The following is a 24,065-nucleotide window of genomic DNA, read 5'->3' on the forward strand; positions in this document are numbered from 1 at the left end:
TGGCGCCATGCATGACATGGGCTCACCTGTTGGATGAAGAGTGATCGTTTGAACCACACGGGCTACTGCACTTCAATTGGGTGCTGTACTGCTATTAGGTGAAATCATGATTCACGGAAAAACCCTGGAAGCCTGGCAACAAAGCCACCCGATCATCGCCGAGCTGGTGGCCCTGAAGCCAACCAGCTGGTTCAACCCTGGTATCGCCAAGGCTGCAGAAGCCCTGCGCGACGTGGGCCTGACGGCGGCCGACGTGCAAGCCACCAGCGCGCGGCTGCAGCGGTTCGCGCCCTACCTGGCCACCGTGTTCCCCGAGACGGCAGCGGCCGGCGGGGTCATCGAGTCGCACATTACCCCGCTGCCACAGCTGCGCCAGCTGCTTGTCCGGGAGGGATCGCTGCAGAACGTGGGCAGCCTGTGGCTCAAGGCGGACAGCGACTTGCCTATCTCCGGCTCCATCAAAGCCCGGGGCGGCATCCATGAAGTGCTCAAGCACGCCGAGGACCTGGCCCTGGCGGCCGGCTTGATCACGCACACGGATGACTACACCAAACTGGCGAGCGACCAGGCCCGCGCATTCTTCAGCCAGTACAAGATCGCAGTGGGCTCGACCGGCAACCTGGGGCTGTCGATTGGCATCATGAGCGCCAAGCTGGGCTTCCAGGTGAGCGTGCACATGTCATCGGACGCCAGGCAATGGAAGAAGGACAAGCTGCGGGCCAACGGCGTCACGGTGGTCGAACACGCCTCCGACTACAGCGTGGCGGTCGAGCAAGGCCGCCAGCAGGCGGCATCAGACCCCAGCTGTTACTTTGTCGACGACGAAAACTCCCCGCAGCTGTTTCTCGGCTATGCCGTGGCCGCCGAACGGTTGGCGCGGCAATTCGACCAGGCGGGCATCCAGGTAAACGCAGATCATCCATTGTTCGTGTACCTGCCGTGCGGCGTAGGGGGCGGCCCAGGCGGTGTTGCGTTCGGGCTGAAGCTGGTATTCGGCGATGCGGTGCACTGCATCTTCGCCGAACCTACCCATTCCCCCTGCATGCTGCTGGGTGTCTATACCGGCCTGCACGATGAAACCAGCGTGCAGGACTTCGGCATCGACAACATCACCGCCGCCGACGGCCTCGCGGTCGGGCGCCCATCAGGGTTTGTCGGCAAAGCCATGCAGCGCCTGATCGATGGTTACTACACCGTGACCGACGAAGAACTGTACCGCTTGATGGTCATCGCCCATGAGCAGGACAAGGTCAAACTGGAACCCTCTGCCCTGGCCGGCGTACCCGGTATGCTGCGGGTGCTGCAAGCAGGCGAGTACCTGGCTCGCCAGGGCTTCACCCCAACCCAGCTGCAGCAGGCTACCCACCTCGTCTGGGGGACGGGTGGCAGCATGGTGCCGAACGATGAATTCAATGCCTATCTGGCGAAAGGGCGTAGCGTGCAGGCGGCGCCGTGAAACTCAATGGCTCGCACCTGGGCAGCCTGCATGTCTTTCTGGTGGCGGCACGGCACTTGAGCTTCTCGCGCGCCGCCGATGAGCTGTGCCTGACCGCCAGTGCCGTGAGCCATCGCATCAATCGCCTGGAAGATGAGCTGGCGCTCAAGCTGTTCCACCGCATGCCGCGCAAGGTCAGCCTCACCGAAGACGGCGAGCGCCTGTTCGCGGTCATGCAACGGACCATGGATGAGTTAAGCGAGGCCGTGCAGGAACGTGCTCACGCCGAAATCGCCGGCCAGTTGACGTTGTATGTGCGCCCGTCAGTCGCACAATGCTGGCTGGTGCCGCGGCTGGCGCAGTTCACCGCCCGCTACCCTGATATCCAGCTGGATATCAGGGTGGGCAACGAGAGCATCGATTACCGCACACGCAAGATCGACCTGGTCCTGTGTTATTCGGATGGCCATCATCCGGGGTTGCAGAGCATCCACTTGATGGACGAGCGGATCGCCCCGGTGTGCTCCCCCCGTTACGCAGAAACCCATGCACTGACCGGTGACCTGCACCCGCTGGATCACTGCACTGCCTTGCATGACGTGGCGGCCTGGGACAACGCTGCATTCGATGCAGAATGGCAGCTCTGGGCCAGCACCACAGGTGCGGGTATCAGCCTCCCGCGCCGATTCCTCACATTCGATCGCTCCGACCTGTGCACGCTCGCCGCGCTGAATCACGTAGGCATCGCCATTGGCCGCGAACAGCTGGTCAAGGATCGCATTGCACGAGGTGAGCTGGTTTTGCCGTTCGGTGGTTTCGTCGACACCCCCAACTATGGCTATTACCTGGTCTACCCGCATCATGACCCGATGCCCAAACGCCTGCAGGTGTTGATCGACTGGCTCGTGAAAGAAGCCTGCACAGACCTGTAGGAGCGGCCTTGTGCCGCGAAGGGCTGCAAAGCAGCCCCGGCGATTTATGCATCTGTCTCGAAACCCTGGGGCTGCTTTGCAGCCCTTCGCGGCACAAGACCGCTCCTACACGGGGCCAGTGCGGACCGGAAGACAGCATCAGGCGCGGATGCACTGGGCAAACACCGGCTCTTGCAGATAGGCCACGTTCAGCAGGGTCCAGGGTGTTACGGCCTTCTGGTTGGTCTGGAAGATCGCCCCCGGCGCCAGCATTACCCCCCTGCCCTGTACTTCACGGGTCAGCACGGCTGTATCTTCGATCCCGGGGAAACGCGCCCACAGGTACAGGCTCTGTTCCGGTCGGCAGAACACTTCGGCCTCGGCCAACTCGTCGATGGCCTCCTTGCTGCCCGCGATGTAACCCACCCGCAAGGCCGCCGACACCGATTTAAAAAAACTGCCGATGTACAGTGGCCACCGCCACGGTGTCCAGTGCCACCTTCGTGTTCAGCCCGGTGGCGATGACGGTAATCCTCGGTGAGGTGATGGGCTCGCGCATCAAGCACGCCTATCACCGGCTGACCACGGTCATCAGCGTGCGCAATGGTGTTATCGAGTCCACCTACATTGCCGAGGCGCTGATCCCGCTGATCGCCTTTGGCCTGCCGCTAAGCCCCGTCGCCGCCGAGCCGGCCGCACTGCTGTTCAACGCCCCGCCACGCTTCACCGTGGACAGCGCCAGCGGGCAGGTGAACAACCTGCACAACTTGCTCAGCGCAAGCGAGTTCCTCGCCTACGGCATGCTGGCGGTCGTGATCGCCATCCTGATCGCCTACCCCTTCTCGATGAACTTCGCCCACCGCGCCGCCTCGTTCGTGTCCCGGCGGATCAGCCACGAGGCGGTAATCGCCACGTTCGTCGGCCCGTGCTCAGCGTGCCGGCCATCGTCGCCCTGTTCGGCTGAAATGACCCTCCCCTGTTCTGCCACGCAGCCACTGCGGCTGCGTGGTTTCACTCGCTTGCAAGAAAGGAAAATCAGCGATCGGGGCCGCTTTGCGGCCCATCGCCGGCAAGCCGGGCTCCCACAGGTGCGGCGCAAAACTCAGCCATGACACGTTACTTGTGGGAGCCCGGCTTGCCGGCGATGGGCTGCGCAGCAGCCCCAAAGACTCCGTACAATCAATGCTCCTGCAGCAACTGGCTCAATACAGCGCGCAATTTCCCAGGCTTGACCGGTTTGTTCAAAAGCGGCGCCCCCAGTTTCTGCAAGCCCCGCCGGCATTGATCGCTGCGGTCGGCGGTGATGATCACCGCCGGTATGGAAACCGCAAAATGCGCACGCAAATACCTGACCACCTCGCAACCCACCACGCCATGGTCCAGGTGGTAGTCGGCCAGGATCAGTTCCGGGGCCTGCCCCTGCAAGGCCAGCAAGGCACCTGCCTGGTCGGTCGCGGTCACCACTTCGCAGCCCCACTGCCCAAGCAGCGCGCCCATGCTCTCGAGGATGCTCACTTCGTTGTCCAGTACCAACAGGCGGCGGCCCGGTAGCGGGTTGCCGACGCTTGGCAACGGCACGGCCTGGTGAGCGGCCAGCGGCACCTCTTTACCCAGCGGAACCTCGATGCTGAACACCGAGCCACGCCCCGGCCACGAACGTACCTCAATCCGGTAGCCGAGAATCTTGGCAATCCGCTCGACGATGGCCAACCCCAGCCCCACGCCCTTGCGATCCGCTGCGCGGCCGACATCCAGTTGGTTGAACTCAAGAAAGATCGCCTGTAACCGGTCTTCGGCAATACCCCGCCCGGTATCCCACACTTCCAGCCGCAAATGCCCACCCCGGCGCCTTGCCCCCAGCAAGATCCGGCCGTCGTCGGTGTAGCGGCAGGCGTTGCTGAGGAAGTTGCGCAGGATACGTGTCATCAGCCGCAGGTCAGTGCTGATGGCACAGTCCGGGATGCGCGCATGCAGCTTGAGGCCTTCCGCATCGGCCACCGAGCGGAACTCCGAGACCAGTGGTGCGAACAACTCGTCGAGGCGGTACACGGCCACGTCCGGCTTCACCGCTGCCTGGTCGAGACGGGAAATGTCCAGCAGGTCGGTCAGCAAGTCTTCGGCGCCCTCAAGGGCCTGGTGGGTACGCTCCACCAGCACGTGCTCGGCCTCTGGCAATGGCCGCTCGCGCAAGGTGGAGATCAGCAGGCGGGCGGCGTTCAGCGGTTGCAGCAGGTCATGGCTGGCGGCGGCCAGGTATTTGTCCTTGCTGCGGTTGGCAGCTTCTGCAGCATCGCGGGCCTCCAGCAATTCATCGGTACGCGCAGCAACCCGTTGCTCCAGCTCGTCATTGAGCTGTTGCAGGCGTTGCTGGGCCAGCTTGCGTTCGGTGATGTCGGCGACAAAACCCTCCACCAGCCCCTCCTGCCCGGGCTTGAGCAGCAGGTTCATCAGCACATCGAGGTGGCTGCCATCCTTGCGCCGCAAGCGGGTTTCATAGCCGTGCAGGCTGCGCTCACGGGCGAGGATCGCGGTAATCGCCTGCAACTCCTCGGCACCGCCGTCGAACAGGTTGGCGGCCAGGTCCGTCAGGGAAAACAGCACCGCTTGCGGGTCGTCGTAGCCCAGCATGCGCGCCAGCGCCGGATTGGCGGCACGCATGCCGTCCTGCAGGCTAGCCTGGAAAATCCCGTGCACGGCATTTTCGAACAGCCACTTGTAGCGGTTGCGCTCGGCCTCCAGCTCGTCCAGGCGGGCGGAAAGCTCCGGGTAATGGCTTTTGCGTGCCGAGTGGTCGCCCAGCCCCAACAGCCCGGCCAGTGCCCGCTGCTGCTCGTCAGAGGGCCTCGCCATAAACGACCTCGACATCACGCTGGCTCGACGCACGGGGGTTGGTGAGGATGCACGGGTCATCCATCGCATGTTGCGACAGGAACGGAATGTCCGCGGTGCGCACCCCGTGCAGGCCCAGGGTTTCATGGAAGCCGATGGCGTGCTTCAGGGCAATCAGGTGCTCCACCAGGCGCCCGCAGATCTGCCGGTGGTTGAGGCCGCGGCAATCAATACCGAACACCTCGGCAATCACCTTGAAGCGCTCTGGCGCCGAGCTGTAGTTGAACGCCACCACGTGCTCCACCAGCACCGCGTTGCACAAGCCATGGGGCAAGTCGAGGAAGCCGCCCAGGCTGTGGGACATGGCGTGAACCGCGCCCAGAATCGCGTTGGAGAACGCCAGCCCCGCCTGCATGCTGCCCAGCATGATCTTCTCGCGCAGGGCGATATCGGTGGGGTTGGCGATCATCTCCACCAGGTTGCCGTTGATCAGGCGCATGGCTTCCAGCGCATGGGGGTCGGTCAGCGGGCCGTGGCCGGTGGAAACAAAGGCTTCAATGGCATGCACCAGCGCATCGATACCGGTGCAGGCCGACAGGAACGGGTCCATGCTCAGGGTAGTTTGCGGGTCGATCAGCGACACGTCCGGCACCACCGCCTTGCTGACGATGGAGAACTTCATGCGTTCCTGCTGGTTGGAGATGATCACGAACTGCGAAACGTCCGCCGAGGTGCCGGCCGTGGTCGGGATCAGGATCAGCGGCGGGCTGGGCACGCGGATCATGTCCACGCCTTCGAATTCGAGGATGCTGCGCCCGTGGGCCACCACGATACCGATGGCCTTGCCGCAATCCATCGGGCTGCCGCCGCCGACGGCGACGATCACATCGCAGTGGTTCTGCCGATAGATCTCGGCACCCAGCATCACCTCTTCGACCCGCGGGTTGGGCGACACGGCGGTATACAGGCAGTAATCGATGCCCTGGGCCTGCAAGCTGGCCTCCACGTCCGCCACCCAGCCGGCGGCGATCACGCCCGGGTCGCTGACCACCAGCACCTTGCGGGCACCGAAGGTTTTCGCGTAATTGGCGACGTTATGCCGGCAGCCGGCACCAAAGATGATTTCAGGCGATACGAACTTGCGAAGCGGGCTGAAACTCTGGCTCATTGGCAAGCCTGTTCTTATTGTTCTGGAAGGTAACCGCCAGCGTAAAGCATCCCGCAGCGAAAGCAACCAGACCAATGAGCAGCACTGGCTCAGCCACGGGCAGTCAGAGGAACCGGCCACCGTAGTGATGGCCGGGTGGCACATCAACGGTTGGCGAAATACATCGTCACTTCAAAGCCGATGCGCAGGTCGGTAAAGGCAGGTTTATTCCACATGGGCAGTCCTCTTCTTGTGCCGGGGAGTCCGGTAGATGCATTAATGCACGGGGGGCGCCAGGGCCGAATGCTACTTTGGAAGGAACTTGCGGGGTGCGTTGGTAGGGGATTTCGTTTCCTGCGCCGGCCTCTTCGCGGGCGAGCCCGCGAAAAGGCCGCGCTGCGGTCTAGAAGAAGCCCAGCGGGTTGATGTCGTAGCTTACCAACAGGTTCTTGGTCTGCTGGTAGTGGTCGAGCATCATCTTGTGGGTCTCACGGCCCACGCCAGACTTCTTGTAGCCGCCAAACGCTGCATGGGCCGGGTACAGGTGGTAGCAGTTGGTCCACACGCGGCCGGCCTTGATGCCGCGGCCCATCCGGTAGGCGCGGTTGATGTCGCGGGTCCACAGGCCGGCGCCCAAGCCGAATTCGGTGTCGTTGGCAATCGCCAGCGCTTCGGCTTCGTCCTTGAAGGTGGTCACGCCCACCACCGGGCCGAAGATTTCTTCCTGGAACACACGCATCGTGTTGTTGCCTTTGAGCAGGGTCGGCTGGATGTAGTAACCGCTGCCCAGGTCGCCCTGCAGCCGCTCGGCACCGCCGCCGGTGAGCAGCTGCGCGCCCTCCTCCTTGGCAATCTGCAGATAGGACAGAATCTTGTCGTATTGCTGCTCCGAAGCCTGGGCGCCAACCATGGTATCGGTGTCCAGCGGGTTGCCCCGCGTTATCTTGGCGATCTTCTTCATCACCTCGGCCATGAATGGCTCGTAGATCGATTCCTGGATCAGTGCCCTTGACGGACAGGTGCACACCTCGCCCTGGTTGAAGAACGCCAGCACCAGGCCCTCGGCGGCCTTCTCGATGAACGCGGGCTCGGCCTGCATGATGTCTTCGAAGAAGATATTCGGCGACTTGCCGCCCAGTTCGACGGTGGACGGGATGATGTTCTCGGCCGCGCATTTCATGATGTGCGAACCCACCGGGGTGGAGCCGGTGAAGGCGATCTTGGCGATGCGCTTGCTGGTGGCCAACGCCTCGCCGGCCTCACGGCCAAAGCCCTGGACGATGTTCAACACGCCCGCCGGCAGCAGGTCGGCGACCAGCTCGGCAAAAATGGTGATCGACAGTGGCGTCTGCTCGGCCGGCTTGAGCACTACACAGTTGCCGGCGGCCAGGGCCGGGGCAAGCTTCCAGGCGGCCATCAGCAACGGGAAGTTCCAGGGGATGATCTGCCCGACCACGCCCAGCGGCTCATGGATGTGATAAGCCACGGTGCCTTCGTTGATTTCGGCCGCGCCGCCCTCCTGGGCACGGATGCAACCGGCAAAATAGCGGAAGTGGTCCGCTGCCAGCGGCACATCGGCATTAAGCGTTTCGCGCACCGCCTTGCCGTTGTCCCAGCTTTCGGTGACGGCCAGCACTTCCAGGTTCTGTTCGATACGGTCGGCAATCTTCAGTAGCAGCAGGGCGCGGTCTTGCACCGAGGTCTTGCCCCAGGCTTCGGCGGCTGCGTGTGCGGCGTCCAGGGCGCGGTCGACGTCCTGGGCAGTGGAACGCGGGAATTCGGCAATCGGCTGGCCATTGACCGGCGAGCTGTTGGTGAAGTACTGGCCAGCCAACGGTTGCACGAACTCGCCATTGATGAAGTTGCCATAACGTGGCTTGAAGGATACGACGGCGCCTGGGGTTCCGGGTTGTGCGTAGATCATGCTGAGCCTCTGCGGGTCGATGCCTGTCCCACGACAGGCGATGGACCGATGGTAAAAAGCCCCGCGTGCCAGGCGAATCCATCGTTGGCAGCGGGGCTCTCGTCATTTGGTAGTAGGGCCGCTTGCCTCAGGCCCACTGCTTTACGGCTTGGCGCTTGCCGTTTGCTGCAGCTGCTTGGGGAGCTTGAAGGTCCAGAGCATGCCGCCCTGGTTGAAGTCCTTGACCCGCTTGGCCACTTCGCCACCCCACAGCGGTACCGCGCCGCCCCAGCCGGAGACCACCGACACGTATTGCTCGCCGTCCATTTCCCAGGTCACGGGCGAGCCAAGCACGCCGGAGCCGGTCTGGAATTCCCAGACCTTGTCGCCGGTCTTGGCGTTGAAGGCCTGCAGGAAGCCTTCCGGCGTGCCGGTGAACACCAGGTTGCCCTTGGTGGTCAGCACCCCGCCCCACAGCGGCGCGTAGTTCTTGTGCCGCCACACTTCCTTGCCACTGATCGGGTCGATGGCACGCAGCACGCCGATGTAGTCTTCGTTGAGCGGTTTGATGGTGAAGCCGGCGCCGAGGAACGCCGCGCCTTTCTTGTAGGCGATGCCTTCGTTCCAGATGTCCATGCCCCACTCGTTGGAGGGCACGTAGAACAGCCCGGTGTCCTTGTTATAGGCCATCGGCATCCAGTTCTTGGCGCCGAGGAACGCCGGGGCGACGAACACCGAACTGCCCTTGGCTTCGCTGCCGGGTGCGCCTGGGCGGCTGGCGTCGTTGTAGATCGGCCGGCCGTCCTTGTCCAGGCCGGTGGCCCAGGTGATCTTGTCGACGAAGGGGAAGCCGCGAATGAACTTGCCGTTGGTGCGGTCCAGCACGTAGAAGAAGCCGTTGCGGTCGGCCGTGGCAGCGGCCTTGACCTCCTTGCCGCCATCCTTGTAGTTGAACGAGATCAGTTCGTTGACGCCGTCGAAGTCCCAGCCGTCATGCGGCGTGCTCTGGAAGTGCCACTTGATGGTGCCGTCGTCAGGGTTCAGCGCCAGGCGCGACGAGGAATACAGGTTGTCTCCGGGGCGCAGGTGCGAGTTCCACGGTGCCGGGTTGCCGGTCCCGAACAGGATCAGGTTGGTTTCCGGGTCGTAGTAACCGCCCAGCCAGGGCGCAGCGCCGCCGGTCTTCCACAGGTCCCCGGGCCAGGTCTTGCCCGCCTCGCCGCCGGAAATACCGTTTTCGATGGCCTTGCCGTCCTTGTACACGTAGCCCATGTGCCCTTCCACGGTGGGTCGCATCCACAGCAGCTCGCCGTTTTCCGGGTTGTAGGCCTGGATCTTGCCCACCACGCCGAACTCGCCACCGGCGACGCCGGTGATCAGCTTGCCGTTGACGATCATGGGCGCGGCGCTGATGGAATAACCTTCCTTGTGGTCGGCCACTTTCTTGCTCCAGACCACCTTGCCGGTGTCCTTGTTCAGGGCCACCAGTTTGGCGTCCAGGGTGCCGAAGAACACCAGGTCGCCGTACAGCGCCACGCCGCGGTTGATCACGTCGCAGCAGGGGCGGATGTCATCCGGCAGGCGTGCATCGTATTGCCACAGTTTCTTGCCGGTGCGCGCATCCACGGCGAACACCCGCGAGTAGGAACCGGTCAGGTACATCACCCCATCCTTGATCAGCGGCTGGGCCTGCTGGCCGCGTTGTTTTTCACCACCGAAGGAGAACGCCCAGACCGGCCGCAGTTCCTTGACGTTGTTGGCATTGAGCAGGTCCAGCGGGCTGTAGCGCTGGCCCTGCACACCCAAGCCATTGGTCACGATCTGCTGCGGGTTCTTCGGGTCCTGGAGGATTTCTTCATTGCTGACAGCGGCGTGGGCTGCACCGGCAAGCAGCATGGCGCTGAGCACCAGGCTCACGGCGAACATGGGGCGACGCGGGGATCGGGTCATGACGGCTACCTTTGGTTTTTTTGTTGTGCCCGGGAAAATTTCCCGGTGTGCCGGGAATTCTTGGTTGCCGCCAGTTCGCCAACAATTGCCCGCTGTGCGGAGTTTTCTAGTTCCTTGGTACAGGGCTGCGTCCCCAAGACAAGCGCGATCCCTTGGGGATAGCGTCAGGGGTTGGCGTCGACCCGCTGGAGTTGTTGGCGTTCGTAGCGGGGATACAGATGGCTGACACTGCGAATCAGCTCATGACGGGTCAGGGTGATCCCGGCAAAGCGTTCAGGGATGGGGCTGCGGATCATCTCGGCCATGTCGTCGCCACGCGCCGCGCCGTCGCGCATCAGGCCATCCAGCCAGCCCAGGTAATCACGCACCTGCGCAAACGGCCGGGCATCGCTGGCCACCGGCCCGTGCCCGGGCACAAGCAGCTTCCAGGGCAAGGCTTGCAGGGTGTCCAGGTCCTTCTGCCACACCTCCAGCCCCGGGCTGTTGGGGGTGGTCAAGGCACGCTCGTAGAAAACCAGATCGCCAGCGAACAGTACGCCGGTCTTCTCATCCAGAATCGCCAGGTCGGCGCCGGTATGCCCGCCTAGCTCCAGCAATCGCAGGCGGTGCCCGCCCACCTCGTGGATACCCGGCTGCAGCACCTGGGTAGGCAGCACCACTTCGGTGCCGCGCATCCAGTCGCCGACCAGGCGGTACATGTTCTCGGCCATGGCCTCGCCCTGCTGGCGCAGCAAGTCGCCGGTACCGGCCAAGGCGCCAATAGGCACATCGGCAAAGGCCTGGTTGCCCAGTACATGGTCAGGGTGATGATGGGTCAGCAGCACCTCCAGCACCGGCTTGTCGGTGGTGGCGGCAATCGCCTGGCGTAACGCGTCGCCGTAACGCTTCGATGGCCCGCTGTCGATCACCACCACACCGCTGTCGGTGACAATGAACGCGGTATTGACGATATTACCGCCATTGGCCTTGCCGAAGTTGTCAGTGCTGCCCTCCAGTAGCCAGGTGCCCTCCGCTATCTGCCGGGGCGCAAGCCGATAGTCCAGGTCTGCCTGGGCCGGCAGCCCCAGGCACAGCAGCAACAGCATCATCCAACGCATGAAGAGCGCCTCTGGTCAGGGGTGAAATCGGGCAATGGGCTCAGGGCACTGCCGCTTCGAACTGGTTGCCGCTGTTGTCCTGCAACAGCAGCCGGGTCGGCCCGGCGCCCTGGATATCGAAGCCCAGGCTGGGGTTTTCGCTGACCGCCGGGTACAGCTCGAGGCTGGCCAGGCGCTGGCCGTTCGCGTCCTGCAACTCGGCATGGTTTAGGAAAAACTCGGGAATACCGCTGACCAGGCCGTTGTCCATCGGATGGGCCACCTGCAGGCGCAAGCGGCTGCTGTCGCCACGCGGGTAGCGCCCGCCCAGCACTTCACCGAGGTGTTCTTCCCAGCCAGGCTGCGTGCGCACCACGCTGGGCGCGGTACAGCCGCCGCCGGCGGCATCGATCAGGGTCGAGCCGACGTGCCACAGGCCGTCGCGTGTCAGCACGGCGGCGCGCAGCGGCGTGGCCTGTTCGATGCGGATGCGGATCGACAACCAGGGCAACACGCGCTCGCCGGGCTGAAAGTCGACAATGCGCGGCAACGGGTTGAGTTCGGCCCAGGCGATTATCCGCACCACCTCGCCAGCGAATGCCCGGGCGTCGATCTCCAACGGCACCTGCCGTGCGTCCTCGGCAAAGGGCGGCGCCAGCAGCTTGACCCGGTCATCGAAGACGAACGCGGCCTGGCCCAGCAACTGCTTGTGGTAGAAGTCCCACATCACCGAGGGCACCGGGTCCGTCTGCGGGGCTGGGGTGGCAGCCTGGGCTGACCAGGGTATGCAGCAGGCCAGCAGGAAAGTCGCTTTCAAGTTCATGATCCGCTCCCATGGATCAACACAGGATCTTCAGGGGTACCAAGGCCACTGTGGGAGCGGGTTCACCCGCGAAGAATCCGACGCGGTGCATGGCACCGGCTTCGCCGGTGTTCGCGGGTAAACCCGCTCCCACAGGGTGATGTGTTGCCTGCGCGAATCCGCGGGCCTGGGCAATTTGTTACTGATACATCTCGGGAACCTCGTAGCGCAGGCCGTAAGCTGCATACATCGCCTTGAGCCGGCCATCGCGGATCATCGCCTCAAGGGTCTCCTCCACGGCATAGGCCAGCTGACGGTTGCTTTCATGGACGGCCATGCCGATTTCCCAGGCCTGCTTGCCCAGGTTGGGGTAGGCGTTTTCCGCCAGGGCCAATTGCGGGTCGGCGGCCTGGTGCAGCTGCCAGTCAACTTCGCCACGCATCGCCATCACCGCGTCCACCTGGCCAGCCTGCATGGCGCTGAACGCCTGCTGTACACCGGGGTAATGATGGGTTTTGGCACTCAGCATGCCGTTGAACACAGAAGTCAGGTAGAACGAAGGCACGCTGTCCACCTCGACACCGATCGGGTGCTGCTGGAACACCGCCACACTGCCCACCGACTTCAGACGACGCTGGTCGTAGGCCACCTGCCAGCGCTCTTGCTGATAAGGGCCGAACATCACCACCTGGGCGTTTTCCAGCTCGCCCAGTTCGTTGCGTCTTTGCGCGTAGGCGTGGTCGTAGGGCACCCTCATCATCAGGTCGGCCAACTGCTGGTGGCGCAGCGGGCTGCCACGCCAGATGTAATCGCGCAGGTCATCGTCGAGTTTTTCCCCGGCCGGCGCCCAGATCAGTTGCAAGCGCACTCCCAAGGCGGTGGCCAGCGCCTGCGCCAGCTCCACATCGACACCCCGGGGCTTGCCGTGGTCCTCGAAACTGTAGGGCGCGAAATCCTTGTACACCGCCACCTTCAGTTCGCCAGCGGCGATGATCGCGTCGTAGTTGCGCACCTGCGCCTGGGCCGTCGCGCACCACAGCAGCAGGCTACAAAGCCACACGGCAAACAGACGCATGGCCGTCACTCCTCGACGTGCACGCTGTCCAGGTAGGTGCGCACCGCCCACAGGGCTTCCTGGCTGAGGTAATCGGCCATCTTCGGCATGTACACACGGCCATCGCGGACCGCGCCATGGCGTACCCGTTCGACAAACCATTCATCCCCGGCGTCACCGGCATCGAGCATGCGCAGGTCGGGGGCGATACCGCCGGACTTGGCCTCCAGGCCATGGCAGGCAGCGCAATTCTGGTTGTAGGCCGAGGCGCCGATTTCCACGGCCTTGTCGTGCTCGGGCGAGCTGCGGTAAGGGTTTACTGCCGCCCAGCCGTCGCCGTCCAGGCTTACACCGGCGTCCTTGATCGGGGTCAGGCCCTTGGTCTCCACCGCCTGGGGCACCACGTTGCCATGGGCAAAAGCGGTACTGGTCAGCACCGCTGCAGCCAGCAGCCCTGCAGCAAGCAACACATTGCGTTTTGTTGTCATTGTTATGCCCTCACCATTGCACGCAAAGCCTCAACCACAGAGGCCGTGCCGCCATCTTAGAAACAGCTTGCGAATGGTCGAATGCTGCTTTGGTGGCCGGGCCTTACTCCCTTGGTAGTAGGGCTTGTGGCGAAGGGCCAATTGAGGTGCCGTTCGGGAACTATTCCCGGCAAGGGCGGGATTTTTTCCGTATCCCGCGACAGCGCCCCCGCCCCACCCTGTGCAGGCCAAAACCTCCACTGGGAACTGCAACCATGACAATAAGATCGCTACCCGCCCTTTCCCCTCTGGCCCTGAGCGTGCGCGTCCTGCTACTGGCCGGTGGCCTGGCCCTGGGCAATGTGGCAACAGCGGCCACTGCACCTGCGGCACCTGCCGGCAAGAGCGTCACCTGGGAAGACATCGCCAACGACCACCTGACCACCAAGGACGTGCTGCAGTACGGCATGGGCACCAATGCCCAGCGCTGGAGCCCGCTGGCCCAGGTCAATGACCAGAACGTGTTCAAGCTGACTCCGGCCTGGTCGTACTCCTTCGGCGACGAGAAGCAGCGCGGCCAGGAATCCCAGGCCATCGTCAGCGACGGCGTGGTCTACGTCACCGGCTCGTACTCGCGGGTGTTTGCCCTTGATGCCAAGACCGGCAAACGCCTGTGGACCTACAACCACCGCCTGCCCGACAACATTCGCCCGTGCTGCGACGTGGTCAACCGCGGGGCGGCCATCTTCGGCGACAAGATCTACTTCGGCACCCTGGACGCGCGGCTCATCGCCCTCGACAAGCACACTGGCAAAGTCGTGTGGAACAAGAAGTTCGGCGACCACAGCGCCGGCTACACCATGACCGGCGCCCCGGTGCTGATCAAAGACAAGACCAGCGGCAAGGTGCTGCTGATCCATGGCAGCTCGGGCGATGAATTCGGCGTGGTCGGCCAGTTGTTCGCGCGCGACCCGGACACCGGTGAAGAAGTGTGGATGCGGCCCTTCGTCGAGGGCCACATGGGCCGCCTGAACGGCAAGGACAGCACCCCCACCGGCGACGTCAAGGCGCCATCCTGGCCAGACGACCCAACCACCGAAACCGGCAAGGTCGAAGCCTGGAGCCACGGCGGCGGCGCCCCTTGGCAAAGCGCGAGCTTCGACCCCGAAACCAACACCATCATTGTCGGCGCTGGCAACCCTGGCCCCTGGAATACCTGGGCGCGCACGTCGAAGGACGGCAACCCGCATGACTTCGACAGCCTGTACACCTCCGGCCAGGTCGGCGTCGACCCGAGTACCGGCGAGGTCAAGTGGTTCTACCAGCACACCCCCAACGATGCCTGGGACTTCTCCGGCAACAACGAGCTGGTGCTGTTCGACTACAAGGACAAGGACGGCAACGTGGTCAAGGCCACCGCCCACGCCGACCGCAACGGCTTCTTCTATGTGGTCGACCGCAACAACGGCAAGCTGCAGAACGCCTTCCCCTTCGTCGACAACATCACCTGGGCCAGCCATATCGACCTGAAGACCGGCCGCCCGGTGGAAAACCCCGGCCAACGCCCGGACAAGCCGCTGCCGGGTGATACCAAGGGCAAGCCGGTGGAAGTCTCGCCACCGTTCCTGGGTGGCAAGAACTGGAACCCGATGGCCTACAGCCAGGACACCGGGCTGTTCTACATCCCCGGCAACCAGTGGAAAGAGGAATACTGGACCGAGGAGGTGAACTACAAGAAGGGTTCGGCGTACCTGGGCATGGGCTTCCGTATCAAGCGCATGTACGACGACCATGTCGGCACCTTGCGCGCCATGGACCCGACCACCGGCAAGCTGGTGTGGGAGCACAGGGAGCACCTGCCGCTGTGGGCGGGCGTACTGGCAACCAAGGGCAACCTGGTGTTCACCGGCACGGGCGACGGCTTCTTCAAGGCCTTCGACGCCAAGACGGGCAAGGAGCTGTGGAAGTTCCAGACCGGCAGCGGCATCGTCTCGCCGCCTATCACCTGGGAGCAGGACGGCGAGCAGTACATCGGCGTGACCGTGGGCTACGGCGGCGCCGTGCCGCTGTGGGGCGGCGACATGGCCGAGCTGACCAAGCCGGTGGCTCAGGGTGGTTCGTTCTGGGTGTTCAAGATCCCGAGCTGGGACAACAAGACTGCGCAGCGCTGACTGCCTGAGGTAAAGCGTTACCGGGGCTGCTTTGCAGCCCATCGCCGGCAAGCCAGCTCCCACACTACGGTGCAGATCTCAAGGGCTGTGCAGTCCCTGTGGGAGCTGGCTTGCCGGCGATGGGTCGCAACGCGGCCCCATAACGCTTATCCCGAATGCATTCAGGTCCGCCCCACAACTGCCCTGTTCCAACTGAGAGCCTTTCACCATGAACTACCTGCCATTTGCCTTGCTGTTGATACTGTCCCCTGCCTTGGCCGGGAGTGCCGACGACGAGGGCAACGATGCCCCCTTGACCATCAACGGCTGCGTCATTGCCGAAGCCAGCCAGTGCCCGGGGGCCAACCTGCGCGGCGCCAAGCTGGCCAACCAGGACCTGCGCAAGATGAACCTGGCCGGTGCCGACCTGCGTGATGCCGACCTGCGCCATGCCCGGCTGGACCTGGCCAACCTGGAAAAAGCCCGCCTGCAGGGCGCCAACCTGACCCGTGCCAGCCTGCAACAGAGCAACCTGCGTGTGGCTGACCTGAGCAACAGCAAGCTGGTGGCCATTCAGGGCTGGGGCTTGTTCGCCCAAGGGGCACAGTTTGCAAAGGCCGACCTCAGTGCAGCCTACTTGCAGTTCGCCAGGCTGTCCGGGGCGAAGCTGCAGCAGGCCAACTTGCAGGCGGCGGACCTGGAGATGGCCTGGCTGAGCAAGGCTGATTTGCAAGGGGCCAACCTGAGCGATGCCAACCTGCAAGAGGCCAAGTTTGGCCAGAGCAACCTTGCGCGTGCCGATTTGCGCGGGGCGCGGCAGCATTACGGAAATTTCCAGGAGGCGAACATGGAGGGGTGCAAGGGATGCCCGGATACATGGGACAAATAAGTTCAGTTAGCAGGGGCCGCTTTGCGGCCCCGGCAAGCGCAGCTGACACACCTCACCCCGCCACCCGCACCACCCCCAGGTTGATGCCCAGGTGCACCAGCTCGGCATGCGAACTGACCTGCAACTTGCTCTTGAGCAAGGTCAAATGATTGGACACAGTCTTGGCGCTGATGCACAGCTGCTCGGCAATCACCCGCATCGGCGTACCCTTGGCCAGCATCGTGAAAATCTCCAGTTCACGCTGGGTCATGCGCTGCAAGCGCGGGTCACTGGTGCTTTGCTGTGACGTGCACGCCAACTGCGTAGCCAAGGGCTGTTCGATGTAGGCATGCCCGGCCAACACCCGCTGCACCGCCTCGATCAACACCTCGGGCGCCGAGTTCTTGGTCAGGTAGCCCGAGGCCCCGGCTTCCAGCGCCTGTCGCACCAGCGGCAACTCGTCGTGCATGCTGAAAAACAGCACCCTCAGCTGCGGCAAACGCTGGCGCAGGCGGCGGGTGGTTTCCAGGCCGCTGATACCCGGCAGGCCAAAGTCCATGATCACCAGGTTCGGCACTTGCTCCTGCACCCGGGCCAAGGCCTCTTCACCACTGGCGGCCTCACGCACCTGCACCGTCGGCAATACCGTCCGCAGCAGGCTGGCATAGCCCTGGCGAACCACGGCATGGTCATCGACCAATACGATATTCATTACACCTCCCTGGGGATGTTCAGGGCCAGCGCCCAGCCGCCACCCGGGCGGCTCAAAATGCGCAGCTCCCCCCCAAGGCTACGGGCGCGCTCGGCCATCGAATGCAGGCCTACCCCTGGGCGCTGGGGCGGGTGCGCGCCGCGGCCATTGTCGCGAATGAACAGGCGCAAACCCTTGGCACTGCGCTGCAGGCGCACTCGCACCTGGCTGGCGCCGGCATGCCGGGCGACGTTGGTCAGTGCCTCTTGCAGCAAGCGGTACAGGTGCGTTCTGCTCGCCCCGGGCAGCGCCGGCAAGTGCTCGCCAACCCGCAGCCGGCACTCGATGCCCTGGCTGGCCTGCCACTGGCTCACCAGCAGGCCGAACGCCTCGGCCAGCGGCATGTAGTGCAGCGCCACCGGATACAGGTTGTGCACCAAGGCGCGAAAACCGTGCTGGAGGCGCTCGCAATTGAGTTCGAGGTCGTGCGCCGTCTGTGTCACCACCGCAGGTTGCTCGGCCACCATACGCAACAGACAGAGCTGGGCACGAATACCTGCCAGGTATTGCCCCAGGTCGTCGTGCAGCGCCTGCGCCAGCTGGGTACGCTCTTGCTCCTGTGCCGCCAGCAGTGCCTGGGTCAGCTGCGCATTGTCACCCCGGGCCTGCTCCAGCGTCGCGGTCATATGGTTGAAGTAAGCTGCCAACTGGCGCGCCTCCGGCAGCCCCGCCTCGCGCAAGCGCGCAGTCAACTGCCCGCCCGAAACCTGGCGCAAGGCGCACAGCAGCTCATCCAGCAGGCCCATGGCCCGCCGTACCGCCCAGCGAATGGTCAGCAAGCTCAACAGCAAGGCCAGGCCACACAGGCCAAGCAGTTGCTGCAGAGAGTCCCAGACTTCGTCGATCTCATCCCGCGGATCGACCGCAATCAACACCCTGCGCCCGTCATTCAGCGCCAGCAGCCGACTGCTGCTGGGGCGCTCGCCAAACAGCTGGTGGCCCAGCCAGGCATCCAGCCCGGTTTGCGACGGTAACTGCGGCGCTTCACCCGGCGCCAGCCAGTGCACCCGCACATGGCGCAGGCTCTGGGTCAGCCGGGGTTGCAGGCTTGCCGGGTCGTGTTCGGCAGTGTCACCGAGGTACGCCACCACCGCTTCGGCAGACTGCAACTCACGCTCTACGTCAGCCACCGCCTGGTGCAACAACACGCCGGCACAGGCCAGCGCCACCAAAGCGAAACAGAACGTGACCCACAGGTTGATCCGCCACAGGGCCGACAGGTTGACAAGGCGCACAGGCGATTCTCCTCGGGGCGTCGTGGCCCATCGTGCTCCCCATCCTAAAGCCGCAGCACCCGCGCCGAATTACTACCTTGGTACCGGGCTAGCGCTACTTTCTGCATATTTCCTCCTCCCGGCGGGCTTCCTATGCTGGCGCCATCTGCCGTGGAGTGTGTTATGCGCCAGCCTGCCCACCTTGCCCTGACCTGCCTGCTGGCCCTGGCCGCGACGCTGTCTGCGCCACTGGCGCCCGCCGCTCAGGGCCAACCCGCAGCACCACTGCAAGTGCGCATCGGCTACCTGGGCTATCGGCCCGACCCCGGCCCGCTGCTGTCCAATGTCATTTCTGAGCCTGCCGACGCCGGGCGGCAAGGTGCCGAGCTGGCGATTGTCGACAGTAACAGCACCGGGCGCTTCCTGAAGCAGCAGTTCCAGCTGAGCAACGCCACGGTCGACAGCCCCGAGGCGCTGCTGCAGGCGGCAAAGGCACAGCACGACCAAGGCCTGCGGCTGTTTGTGGTGAATGCCCCGGCCGCCAGCCTGCGCGCTTTGTCTGCCGCGCTGCCCGACAGCCTGCTGTTCAACGCCGGCAGCCCCGACGACAGCCTGCGCAGCAGCCAGTGCCTGGGCAATGTGCTGCACAGCCTGCCGGGGCGGGCCATGCTGGCCGATGCGCTGGTGCAATTTCTGGTGCTGCGCAAGTGGCAGCGGGCGCTGCTGGTGGTGGGCCAGACCGAAGACGACCATGCCTACGCCGCCGCCCTGCGCCGTTCGGTGAAGCGCTTTGGCGTGCAATTGGTAGCGGAGAAGACCTGGACCTTCGACAACGACCAGCGCCGCAGCGCCCAGGCCGACATGCCGCTGTTCACCCAGACCGCCGAATACGACGTGGTGCTGGTGGCCGACGAGCGCGGCGACTTTGGCGAGTACTTGCCCTACCAGACCTGGTACCCCCGCCCCGTGGCCGGCACCCAGGGCCTGACCCCCACCGGCTGGCACAAGACCGTGGAAACCTTTGGCGCAGCGCAGCTGCAAAAACGCTTCGAAGCCCAGGCCGGGCGCTGGATGAATGACCGCGACTTTGCCGCCTGGATGGCCGTGCGCAGCATTGCCAGCGCTGCCAGCAAGCTGCGCCAGGCCGAACCCCGCGCGCTACAACAACTGCTGCTCAGCGAACAGTTGCCACTGGATGGTTTCAAGGGCCGCAAGCTCAGCTACCGCCCGTGGAATGGCGAACTGCGCCAGCCAATCCCGCTGGTGCAGCCGCGCGCCCTGGTCAGCACTTCGCCGCAGGAGGGCTTCCTGCACCCTTTCAACGAAATGGACAGCCTGGGCTACGACAAGCCCGAAGTGACCTGCAGCTACCCCTGACCCGATAACCACAACAATAAGGAATTCGCCATGCGCCGCCCCCTCTTCCACCGGGCCCTGCTTTACCCCAGCCTGCTGTCGGGCGCTTTGGCGCTTGCCTGCGGGCACGCCATGGCCGCCACTGCCTGGGTCTCCAACGAGAAGGACAACAGCCTCAGCCTGATCGACATGCAAACGCTGGAAGTCACCGAAACCTTGCCGGTGGGCCAGCGCCCGCGCGGCCTGCTGCTGTCACACGACAACAAGCTGCTGTACATCTGCGCCAGCGATTCGGACCGGGTGCAGGTGATGGACGTGGCCACCCGCAAGATCATCAAGGAGCTGCCCTCTGGTAAAGACCCCGAGCAGTTCGCCCTGCACCCCAACGACCGCTGGCTGTACGTGTCCAACGAGGACGATGCGCTGGTGACGGTGATCGACACCGTCACCGACAAGGTGCTCGGGCAGATCGACGTCGGTATCGAACCTGAAGGCATGGCGGTGAGCCCCGATGGCAAGTGGGCCGTCAACACCAGTGAAACCACCAACATGCTGCACTGGATCGACACCAGCACCCAGACCCTGGCCGACAGCACCCTGGTCGACCAGCGGCCGCGTTTCGTCGAGTTCGACAAGGACGGTTCGCGGCTGTGGGCGTCGGCGGAAATCGGTGGCACGGTGACCATCCTCGACGTGGCCACCCGACAAGTGCTGAAAACCCTGAACTTCCAGATCAAGGGCGTTCACCCGGACAAGGTCCAGCCGGTGGGCATCAAGCTCAGCGCCGATGGCAAGTACGCCTTCGTCGCCCTGGGCCCGGCCAACCATGTGGCGGTGATTGATGCCAAGACTTACGAGGTACTCGACTACCTGCTGGTCGGGCGGCGGGTCTGGCAGCTGGCATTCACCCCGGACCAGCGCCAGTTGCTGGCCACCAACGGGGTCAGCGGCGACGTTTCGGTGATCGACGCGAAATCCCTCAAAGTGCTCAAGTCGGTGAAGGTCGGGCGCTACCCCTGGGGCGTGGTGGTAACACCATGAACGCCCTGGACGTCAGTGATGTGAGCTTCGCCTACGGCCAGCGCGAAGCCCTCAAGCAGGTGGGTTTCAGCCTGGCGCCCGGGCGCTTCGCCGCGCTGCTGGGCCCCAATGGCGCCGGCAAGTCGACCTTGATCGCCCTGCTTACCCGCCTCTACGACCTGCAGCACGGCGACATCCGCGTGAGCGGCTGCTCACTGCGCAACGCTGCACGCCCGGCGTTGCGCCAGTTGGGCGTGGTGTTTCAGCAAAGCACCCTGGACCTGGACCTGAGCGTTGAACAGAACCTGCGCTACCACGCCGCGCTGCATGGCCTGTCGCGGCGCCAGAGCGACCGGCGGGTGGAAGCCGAACTGGCCCGCCAGGGCCTTGGCGAACGCAGGCGCGATCGTGTACGCGAGCTGAACATCGGCCATCGGCGCCGGGTGGAAATTGCCCGCGCGCTGCTGCATGAGCCGCGCCTGCTACTGCTCGACGAAGCCAGCGTCGGCCTTGACCCTGCCAGCCGACTGGCGCTCAACCAGCACCTGCGCGGGCTGTGCCGCGAGCAGCAGCTCAGTGTGCTGTGGACCACCCACCTGCTGGATGAAGTGCAGCCCAGCGATGACTTGCTGATTCTGCATCAGGGCCGCCTGGTAGCCAGTGGCACCGCCGATGCGCTGAGCCTGGAGCACGGCGGCGACCTCGACAACGCCTTTGCCAGGCTGACCAACGCCCACTCAGGAGCCGACGCCCGATGAACGCTTACTGGCAATGTTTCAACGGCATCATGCTGCGCGAATGGCTGCGCTTCGTGTTGCAGCGCACGCGCCTGCTCAGTGCCCTGGTGCGCCCGCTGCTGTGGTTGCTGGTGTTCGCCGCCGGGTTTCGCGCGGCGCTGGGCATTGCAATCATCGAGCCCTACGACACCTATATCCCTTACGAGGTGTACATCATTCCGGGCCTGGCCTGCATGATTCTGCTGTTCAACGGCATGCAGGGCTCGCTGTCGATGGTCTATGACCGCGAGATGGGCAGCATGCGCGTGCTCTTGACCAGCCCATTGCCGCGGCCTTTCCTGCTGGGCAGCAAGCTGTTGGCGACTTCGTTGATTTCCCTGCTGCAAGTCTATGCCTTCCTCGCCATCGCCTGGCTCTACGGCGTGCAGCCACCGGCTGCGGGCTTGCTGCTGGCGCTGCCGGCAATGCTGCTGGTGGCGTTCATGCTCAGCGCCTTGGGCCTGTTGCTGTCGAACGCGATCCGCCAACTGGAGAATTTTGCCGGGGTGATGAATTTCGTGATTTTTCCGCTGTTTTTCCTGTCTTCGGCGTTGTACCCGCTGTGGAAGATGCGCGAGGCCAGCCAGTGGTTGTACTGGCTGTGTGCTGTGAACCCGTTTACCCATGCCGTGGAACTGGTGCGGTTTGCGCTTTATGAGCGGCTGAACCTGCTGGCGCTGGCGGTGTGCCTGGGGTTGACCGCCTTGTTTACCCTGCTGGCGATACTCACCTTCAACCCCCAGCATGCGGCGCTGCGCAAGCCCCGCTGACGGGTCGCAATCCATTGGCTGAGCGAGGCGCCTGTGGGAGCGGGTTTACCCGCGAAGAAGGCGACGCGGTGTATGGCACCGGCTATGCCGGTGTTCGCGGGTGAACCCGCTCCCACAGGGACTGCTCCAGCATGAAAAAAATTAGCAAATCGGGAATATCGTCGGTCCGCCAGCTACTACTTTAGTACTGCCTTTGCTGTCTAATCGTCGCATTCACAACGCACCGCCACTGGCATGTAATGGGCCTATAACAAAAAGGACAAAACCATGCCACGTGCCCTGCGCCCTTTGTTGGCTGCCCTTTCGCTGAGCATGTCGCTGAGCGTCGCCCACGCCGACACCACGCCGCTGTTCTCCGCCGAAGGCTACCGCGCCACCCTCTATCGCAGCCCGACCCCGCAACAGGTCGAAGGTGGCCAGGTCATCGACACCGCCACGCTGCAACGCCTGCTGGCCCAGACGCCCAGGCCGGTGCTGGTTGACGTCTACCGCCGGCAATGGCTGCAAGGCCGCTTCATCGAAGACGAACCACACAGCAACCTGCCCGGCAGCGTGTGGCTGGCCAACACCGGCGACGGCGAACTGAGCCCGCCCTGGCAGGACTACTTCGTGCGTAACCTGCAAAAAGCCACTGCCGGGCACCCGGAGCAACCGCTGGTCTTCTACTGCCGCTCCGATTGCTGGTTAAGCTGGAACGCGGTAAAACGCGCAAAAGCCCTGGGCTATGACAACCTGTACTGGTACCGCGACGGTGTGGACGCCTGGCAGCAGGCCAACCTGCCGCTGCAGCCGGCGCAGCCCGTGCCCTTCCCCTGAAACACTTGCCTGCGAACGCGTGCCCATCCAATAAAAAAAAGGTGAAAAGGCCATGTACAAAATTCTGATTGCCGACGATCACCCCCTGTTTCGCGAAGCCATCCACAACGTCATCAGCGATGGTTTTCAAGGCAGCGAGGTCATGGAGACGGCCGACCTGGACAGCGCCCTGGCATTGACCCAGGCGCACGATGACCTCGACCTGATCCTGCTTGACCTGAACATGCCCGGAATGCATGGCCTCAATGGCCTGATCACCCTGCGCAACGAGGCGCCGACCACCCCGGTAGTGATCGTTTCAGCCGAGCAGGAAAAGCAGATCGTGTTGCAGGCCATCACCTACGGTGCCGTGGGCTTCATCACCAAGTCCTCGCCACGCTCACAGATGATCGAAGCGATCGAGCAGATCCTCAATGGCAATGTCTACCTGCCACCGGACATCATCCGCGCGCAAAAAAGCAGCACCAGCCGGCGCCACAACGATACCCCGAGCTTCCCGCCGGAAATGCTCCAGGCGCTGACCCGCAAGCAGCTGCTGGTGCTTGAGCGCATGACCAAGGGCGAATCGAACAAGCAGATCGCCTATACGCTGGATATCGCCGAAACCACGGTCAAGGCGCATGTTTCGGCTATCTTGCGCAAGCTCAATGTGCACAACCGGGTGCAGGCAATCCTGAGTGCCGGCGATATCGATTTTGCTGATTACTTGAGGCGTTGACCTGTAACGGCCTATTCGCGGGCTTGCCCGCTCCCACAGAAGCCTGCGAAAA

At 63.8% G+C, this 24,065-nt stretch carries 21 protein-coding genes and 2 pseudogenes; 11 read left to right on the top strand and 12 right to left on the bottom strand.

Going from position 1 to position 24,065, the window contains the following annotated elements; all coding sequences use genetic code 11:
* Nucleotides 1–106 precede the first annotated feature (106 nt).
* Complete coding sequence (locus WF331_RS12035; RefSeq protein ID WP_016500211.1) at nucleotides 107–1,456, top strand: D-serine ammonia-lyase; 1,350 nt, start codon at nucleotides 107–109, stop codon at nucleotides 1,454–1,456.
* Nucleotides 1,453–2,367, top strand: a complete 915-nt coding sequence (dsdC, locus tag WF331_RS12040) for a DNA-binding transcriptional regulator DsdC (RefSeq protein ID WP_016500212.1) — start codon at nucleotides 1,453–1,455, stop codon at nucleotides 2,365–2,367. The genes WF331_RS12035 and dsdC overlap by 4 nt, the downstream gene beginning before the upstream one ends.
* A gap of 138 nt (nucleotides 2,368–2,505) precedes the next feature.
* Here the strand turns inward: dsdC and WF331_RS12045 are convergent.
* Nucleotides 2,506–2,826, bottom strand: a pseudogene (locus WF331_RS12045) (PLP-dependent aminotransferase family protein); the annotation flags it as partial.
* Between WF331_RS12045 and WF331_RS12050 the strand changes: the two are divergent.
* Nucleotides 2,814–3,269: pseudogene (locus tag WF331_RS12050) on the top strand (tripartite tricarboxylate transporter permease); the annotation flags it as partial. The pseudogenes WF331_RS12045 and WF331_RS12050 overlap by 13 nt on opposite strands.
* Before the next feature lie 256 nt (nucleotides 3,270–3,525).
* On the opposite strand, the gene WF331_RS12055 reads toward WF331_RS12050, so the two are convergent.
* From WF331_RS12055 to pedF, 9 genes are all read right to left on the bottom strand, one after another.
* Nucleotides 3,526–5,196, bottom strand: coding sequence for a PAS domain-containing hybrid sensor histidine kinase/response regulator (locus tag WF331_RS12055; RefSeq protein ID WP_284397703.1), 1,671 nt, complete (start codon nucleotides 5,194–5,196; stop codon nucleotides 3,526–3,528).
* Nucleotides 5,180–6,343, bottom strand: coding sequence for an alcohol dehydrogenase-like regulatory protein ErcA (gene ercA / locus WF331_RS12060; RefSeq protein ID WP_016500216.1), 1,164 nt, complete (start codon nucleotides 6,341–6,343; stop codon nucleotides 5,180–5,182). The genes WF331_RS12055 and ercA overlap by 17 nt, the downstream gene beginning before the upstream one ends.
* 143 nt (nucleotides 6,344–6,486) lie before the next feature.
* On the bottom strand, nucleotides 6,487–6,558 hold the full coding sequence (gene pqqA / locus WF331_RS12065) for a pyrroloquinoline quinone precursor peptide PqqA (RefSeq protein WP_010455123.1): 72 nt from the start codon (nucleotides 6,556–6,558) through the stop codon (nucleotides 6,487–6,489).
* Between the two features lie 167 nt (nucleotides 6,559–6,725).
* Nucleotides 6,726–8,246 carry an acetaldehyde dehydrogenase ExaC gene (gene exaC, locus WF331_RS12070; protein ID WP_284364632.1) on the bottom strand — a complete coding sequence of 507 codons (1,521 nt, stop codon included), beginning with the start codon at nucleotides 8,244–8,246 and terminating at the stop codon, nucleotides 6,726–6,728.
* 141 nt (nucleotides 8,247–8,387) lie between these two features.
* The gene (pedH, locus tag WF331_RS12075; protein ID WP_016500218.1) at nucleotides 8,388–10,175 is read right to left on the bottom strand and encodes a PQQ-dependent alcohol dehydrogenase PedH; all 1,788 of its coding nucleotides are present in this window, start codon (nucleotides 10,173–10,175) and stop codon (nucleotides 8,388–8,390) included.
* 164 nt (nucleotides 10,176–10,339) lie between these two features.
* Entirely contained in the window at nucleotides 10,340–11,272 is a 933-nt protein-coding gene (locus tag WF331_RS12080; RefSeq protein ID WP_016500219.1) for a quinoprotein relay system zinc metallohydrolase 1, read from the bottom strand.
* A 40-nt stretch (nucleotides 11,273–11,312) separates the two neighbouring features.
* Nucleotides 11,313–12,074, bottom strand: a complete 762-nt coding sequence (locus WF331_RS12085) for a quinoprotein dehydrogenase-associated SoxYZ-like carrier (protein ID WP_049274384.1) — start codon at nucleotides 12,072–12,074, stop codon at nucleotides 11,313–11,315.
* A gap of 178 nt (nucleotides 12,075–12,252) precedes the next feature.
* Complete coding sequence (locus tag WF331_RS12090; RefSeq protein WP_016500221.1) at nucleotides 12,253–13,128, bottom strand: substrate-binding periplasmic protein; 876 nt, start codon at nucleotides 13,126–13,128, stop codon at nucleotides 12,253–12,255.
* Nucleotides 13,129–13,133: 5 nt separating this feature from the next.
* A complete protein-coding gene (gene pedF, locus WF331_RS12095) occupies nucleotides 13,134–13,595 on the bottom strand; it encodes a cytochrome c-550 PedF (RefSeq protein WP_016500222.1) in 462 nt (153 codons plus the stop codon).
* 254 nt (nucleotides 13,596–13,849) lie between these two features.
* Between pedF and exaA the strand changes: the two genes are divergently transcribed.
* Complete coding sequence (gene exaA, locus WF331_RS12100; protein ID WP_340622950.1) at nucleotides 13,850–15,745, top strand: quinoprotein ethanol dehydrogenase; 1,896 nt, start codon at nucleotides 13,850–13,852, stop codon at nucleotides 15,743–15,745.
* A gap of 208 nt (nucleotides 15,746–15,953) precedes the next feature.
* Nucleotides 15,954–16,613, top strand: coding sequence for a pentapeptide repeat-containing protein (locus tag WF331_RS12105; protein ID WP_016500224.1), 660 nt, complete (start codon nucleotides 15,954–15,956; stop codon nucleotides 16,611–16,613).
* A 52-nt stretch (nucleotides 16,614–16,665) separates the two neighbouring features.
* On the opposite strand, the gene WF331_RS12110 is transcribed toward WF331_RS12105, so the two are convergent.
* Entirely contained in the window at nucleotides 16,666–17,304 is a 639-nt protein-coding gene (locus WF331_RS12110) for a response regulator transcription factor (RefSeq protein WP_016500225.1), read from the bottom strand.
* The gene (locus tag WF331_RS12115) at nucleotides 17,304–18,578 is read right to left on the bottom strand and encodes a HAMP domain-containing sensor histidine kinase (RefSeq protein ID WP_340622951.1); all 1,275 of its coding nucleotides are present in this window, start codon (nucleotides 18,576–18,578) and stop codon (nucleotides 17,304–17,306) included. The genes WF331_RS12110 and WF331_RS12115 overlap by 1 nt, the downstream gene beginning before the upstream one ends.
* A 162-nt stretch (nucleotides 18,579–18,740) precedes the next feature.
* Here WF331_RS12115 and WF331_RS12120 point away from each other — a divergent pair, with 162 nt between their 5' ends.
* From WF331_RS12120 to WF331_RS12145, 6 genes are all read left to right on the top strand, one after another.
* Nucleotides 18,741–19,934 (top strand): ABC transporter substrate-binding protein, encoded by a 1,194-nt coding sequence (locus WF331_RS12120; RefSeq protein WP_174371744.1) that lies wholly within the window; start codon nucleotides 18,741–18,743, stop codon nucleotides 19,932–19,934.
* Nucleotides 19,935–19,964: 30 nt separating this feature from the next.
* The gene (locus WF331_RS12125; RefSeq protein WP_016500228.1) at nucleotides 19,965–20,954 is read left to right on the top strand and encodes a YVTN family beta-propeller repeat protein; all 990 of its coding nucleotides are present in this window, start codon (nucleotides 19,965–19,967) and stop codon (nucleotides 20,952–20,954) included.
* On the top strand, nucleotides 20,951–21,691 hold the full coding sequence (locus WF331_RS12130; protein ID WP_016500229.1) for an ABC transporter ATP-binding protein: 741 nt from the start codon (nucleotides 20,951–20,953) through the stop codon (nucleotides 21,689–21,691). Before WF331_RS12125 ends, WF331_RS12130 begins: the two co-directional genes overlap by 4 nt.
* On the top strand, nucleotides 21,688–22,479 hold the full coding sequence (locus WF331_RS12135) for an ABC transporter permease (RefSeq protein WP_016500230.1): 792 nt from the start codon (nucleotides 21,688–21,690) through the stop codon (nucleotides 22,477–22,479). Before WF331_RS12130 ends, WF331_RS12135 begins: the two co-directional genes overlap by 4 nt.
* Nucleotides 22,480–22,746: 267 nt before the next feature.
* The gene (locus WF331_RS12140; protein WP_340622952.1) at nucleotides 22,747–23,295 is read left to right on the top strand and encodes a PQQ-dependent catabolism-associated CXXCW motif protein; all 549 of its coding nucleotides are present in this window, start codon (nucleotides 22,747–22,749) and stop codon (nucleotides 23,293–23,295) included.
* A 52-nt stretch (nucleotides 23,296–23,347) separates the two neighbouring features.
* Complete coding sequence (locus WF331_RS12145; protein ID WP_016500232.1) at nucleotides 23,348–24,013, top strand: response regulator transcription factor; 666 nt, start codon at nucleotides 23,348–23,350, stop codon at nucleotides 24,011–24,013.
* Nucleotides 24,014–24,065: the final 52 nt, after the last annotated feature.

Origin of the sequence: Pseudomonas sp. YNh (genome assembly GCF_037993085.1) — a bacterium.
Classification (GTDB): domain Bacteria; phylum Pseudomonadota; class Gammaproteobacteria; order Pseudomonadales; family Pseudomonadaceae; genus Aquipseudomonas; species Aquipseudomonas putida.

Coding starts and splice junctions, on each gene's coding strand:
- WF331_RS12035 (WP_016500211.1), top strand. CDS start 107: ATGATTCACGGAAAAACCCTGGAAGCCTGGCAACAAAGCCACCCGATC.
- WF331_RS12055 (WP_284397703.1), bottom strand. CDS start 5,196: ATGGCGAGGCCCTCTGACGAGCAGCAGCGGGCACTGGCCGGGCTGTTG.
- ercA (WP_016500216.1), bottom strand. CDS start 6,343: ATGAGCCAGAGTTTCAGCCCGCTTCGCAAGTTCGTATCGCCTGAAATC.
- exaC (WP_284364632.1), bottom strand. CDS start 8,246: ATGATCTACGCACAACCCGGAACCCCAGGCGCCGTCGTATCCTTCAAG.
- pedH (WP_016500218.1), bottom strand. CDS start 10,175: ATGACCCGATCCCCGCGTCGCCCCATGTTCGCCGTGAGCCTGGTGCTC.
- WF331_RS12080 (WP_016500219.1), bottom strand. CDS start 11,272: ATGCGTTGGATGATGCTGTTGCTGCTGTGCCTGGGGCTGCCGGCCCAG.
- WF331_RS12085 (WP_049274384.1), bottom strand. CDS start 12,074: ATGAACTTGAAAGCGACTTTCCTGCTGGCCTGCTGCATACCCTGGTCA.
- WF331_RS12090 (WP_016500221.1), bottom strand. CDS start 13,128: ATGCGTCTGTTTGCCGTGTGGCTTTGTAGCCTGCTGCTGTGGTGCGCG.
- pedF (WP_016500222.1), bottom strand. CDS start 13,595: ATGACAACAAAACGCAATGTGTTGCTTGCTGCAGGGCTGCTGGCTGCA.
- exaA (WP_340622950.1), top strand. CDS start 13,850: ATGACAATAAGATCGCTACCCGCCCTTTCCCCTCTGGCCCTGAGCGTG.
- WF331_RS12105 (WP_016500224.1), top strand. CDS start 15,954: ATGAACTACCTGCCATTTGCCTTGCTGTTGATACTGTCCCCTGCCTTG.
- WF331_RS12110 (WP_016500225.1), bottom strand. CDS start 17,304: ATGAATATCGTATTGGTCGATGACCATGCCGTGGTTCGCCAGGGCTAT.
- WF331_RS12120 (WP_174371744.1), top strand. CDS start 18,741: ATGCGCCAGCCTGCCCACCTTGCCCTGACCTGCCTGCTGGCCCTGGCC.
- WF331_RS12125 (WP_016500228.1), top strand. CDS start 19,965: ATGCGCCGCCCCCTCTTCCACCGGGCCCTGCTTTACCCCAGCCTGCTG.
- WF331_RS12130 (WP_016500229.1), top strand. CDS start 20,951: ATGAACGCCCTGGACGTCAGTGATGTGAGCTTCGCCTACGGCCAGCGC.
- WF331_RS12135 (WP_016500230.1), top strand. CDS start 21,688: ATGAACGCTTACTGGCAATGTTTCAACGGCATCATGCTGCGCGAATGG.
- WF331_RS12140 (WP_340622952.1), top strand. CDS start 22,747: ATGCCACGTGCCCTGCGCCCTTTGTTGGCTGCCCTTTCGCTGAGCATG.
- WF331_RS12145 (WP_016500232.1), top strand. CDS start 23,348: ATGTACAAAATTCTGATTGCCGACGATCACCCCCTGTTTCGCGAAGCC.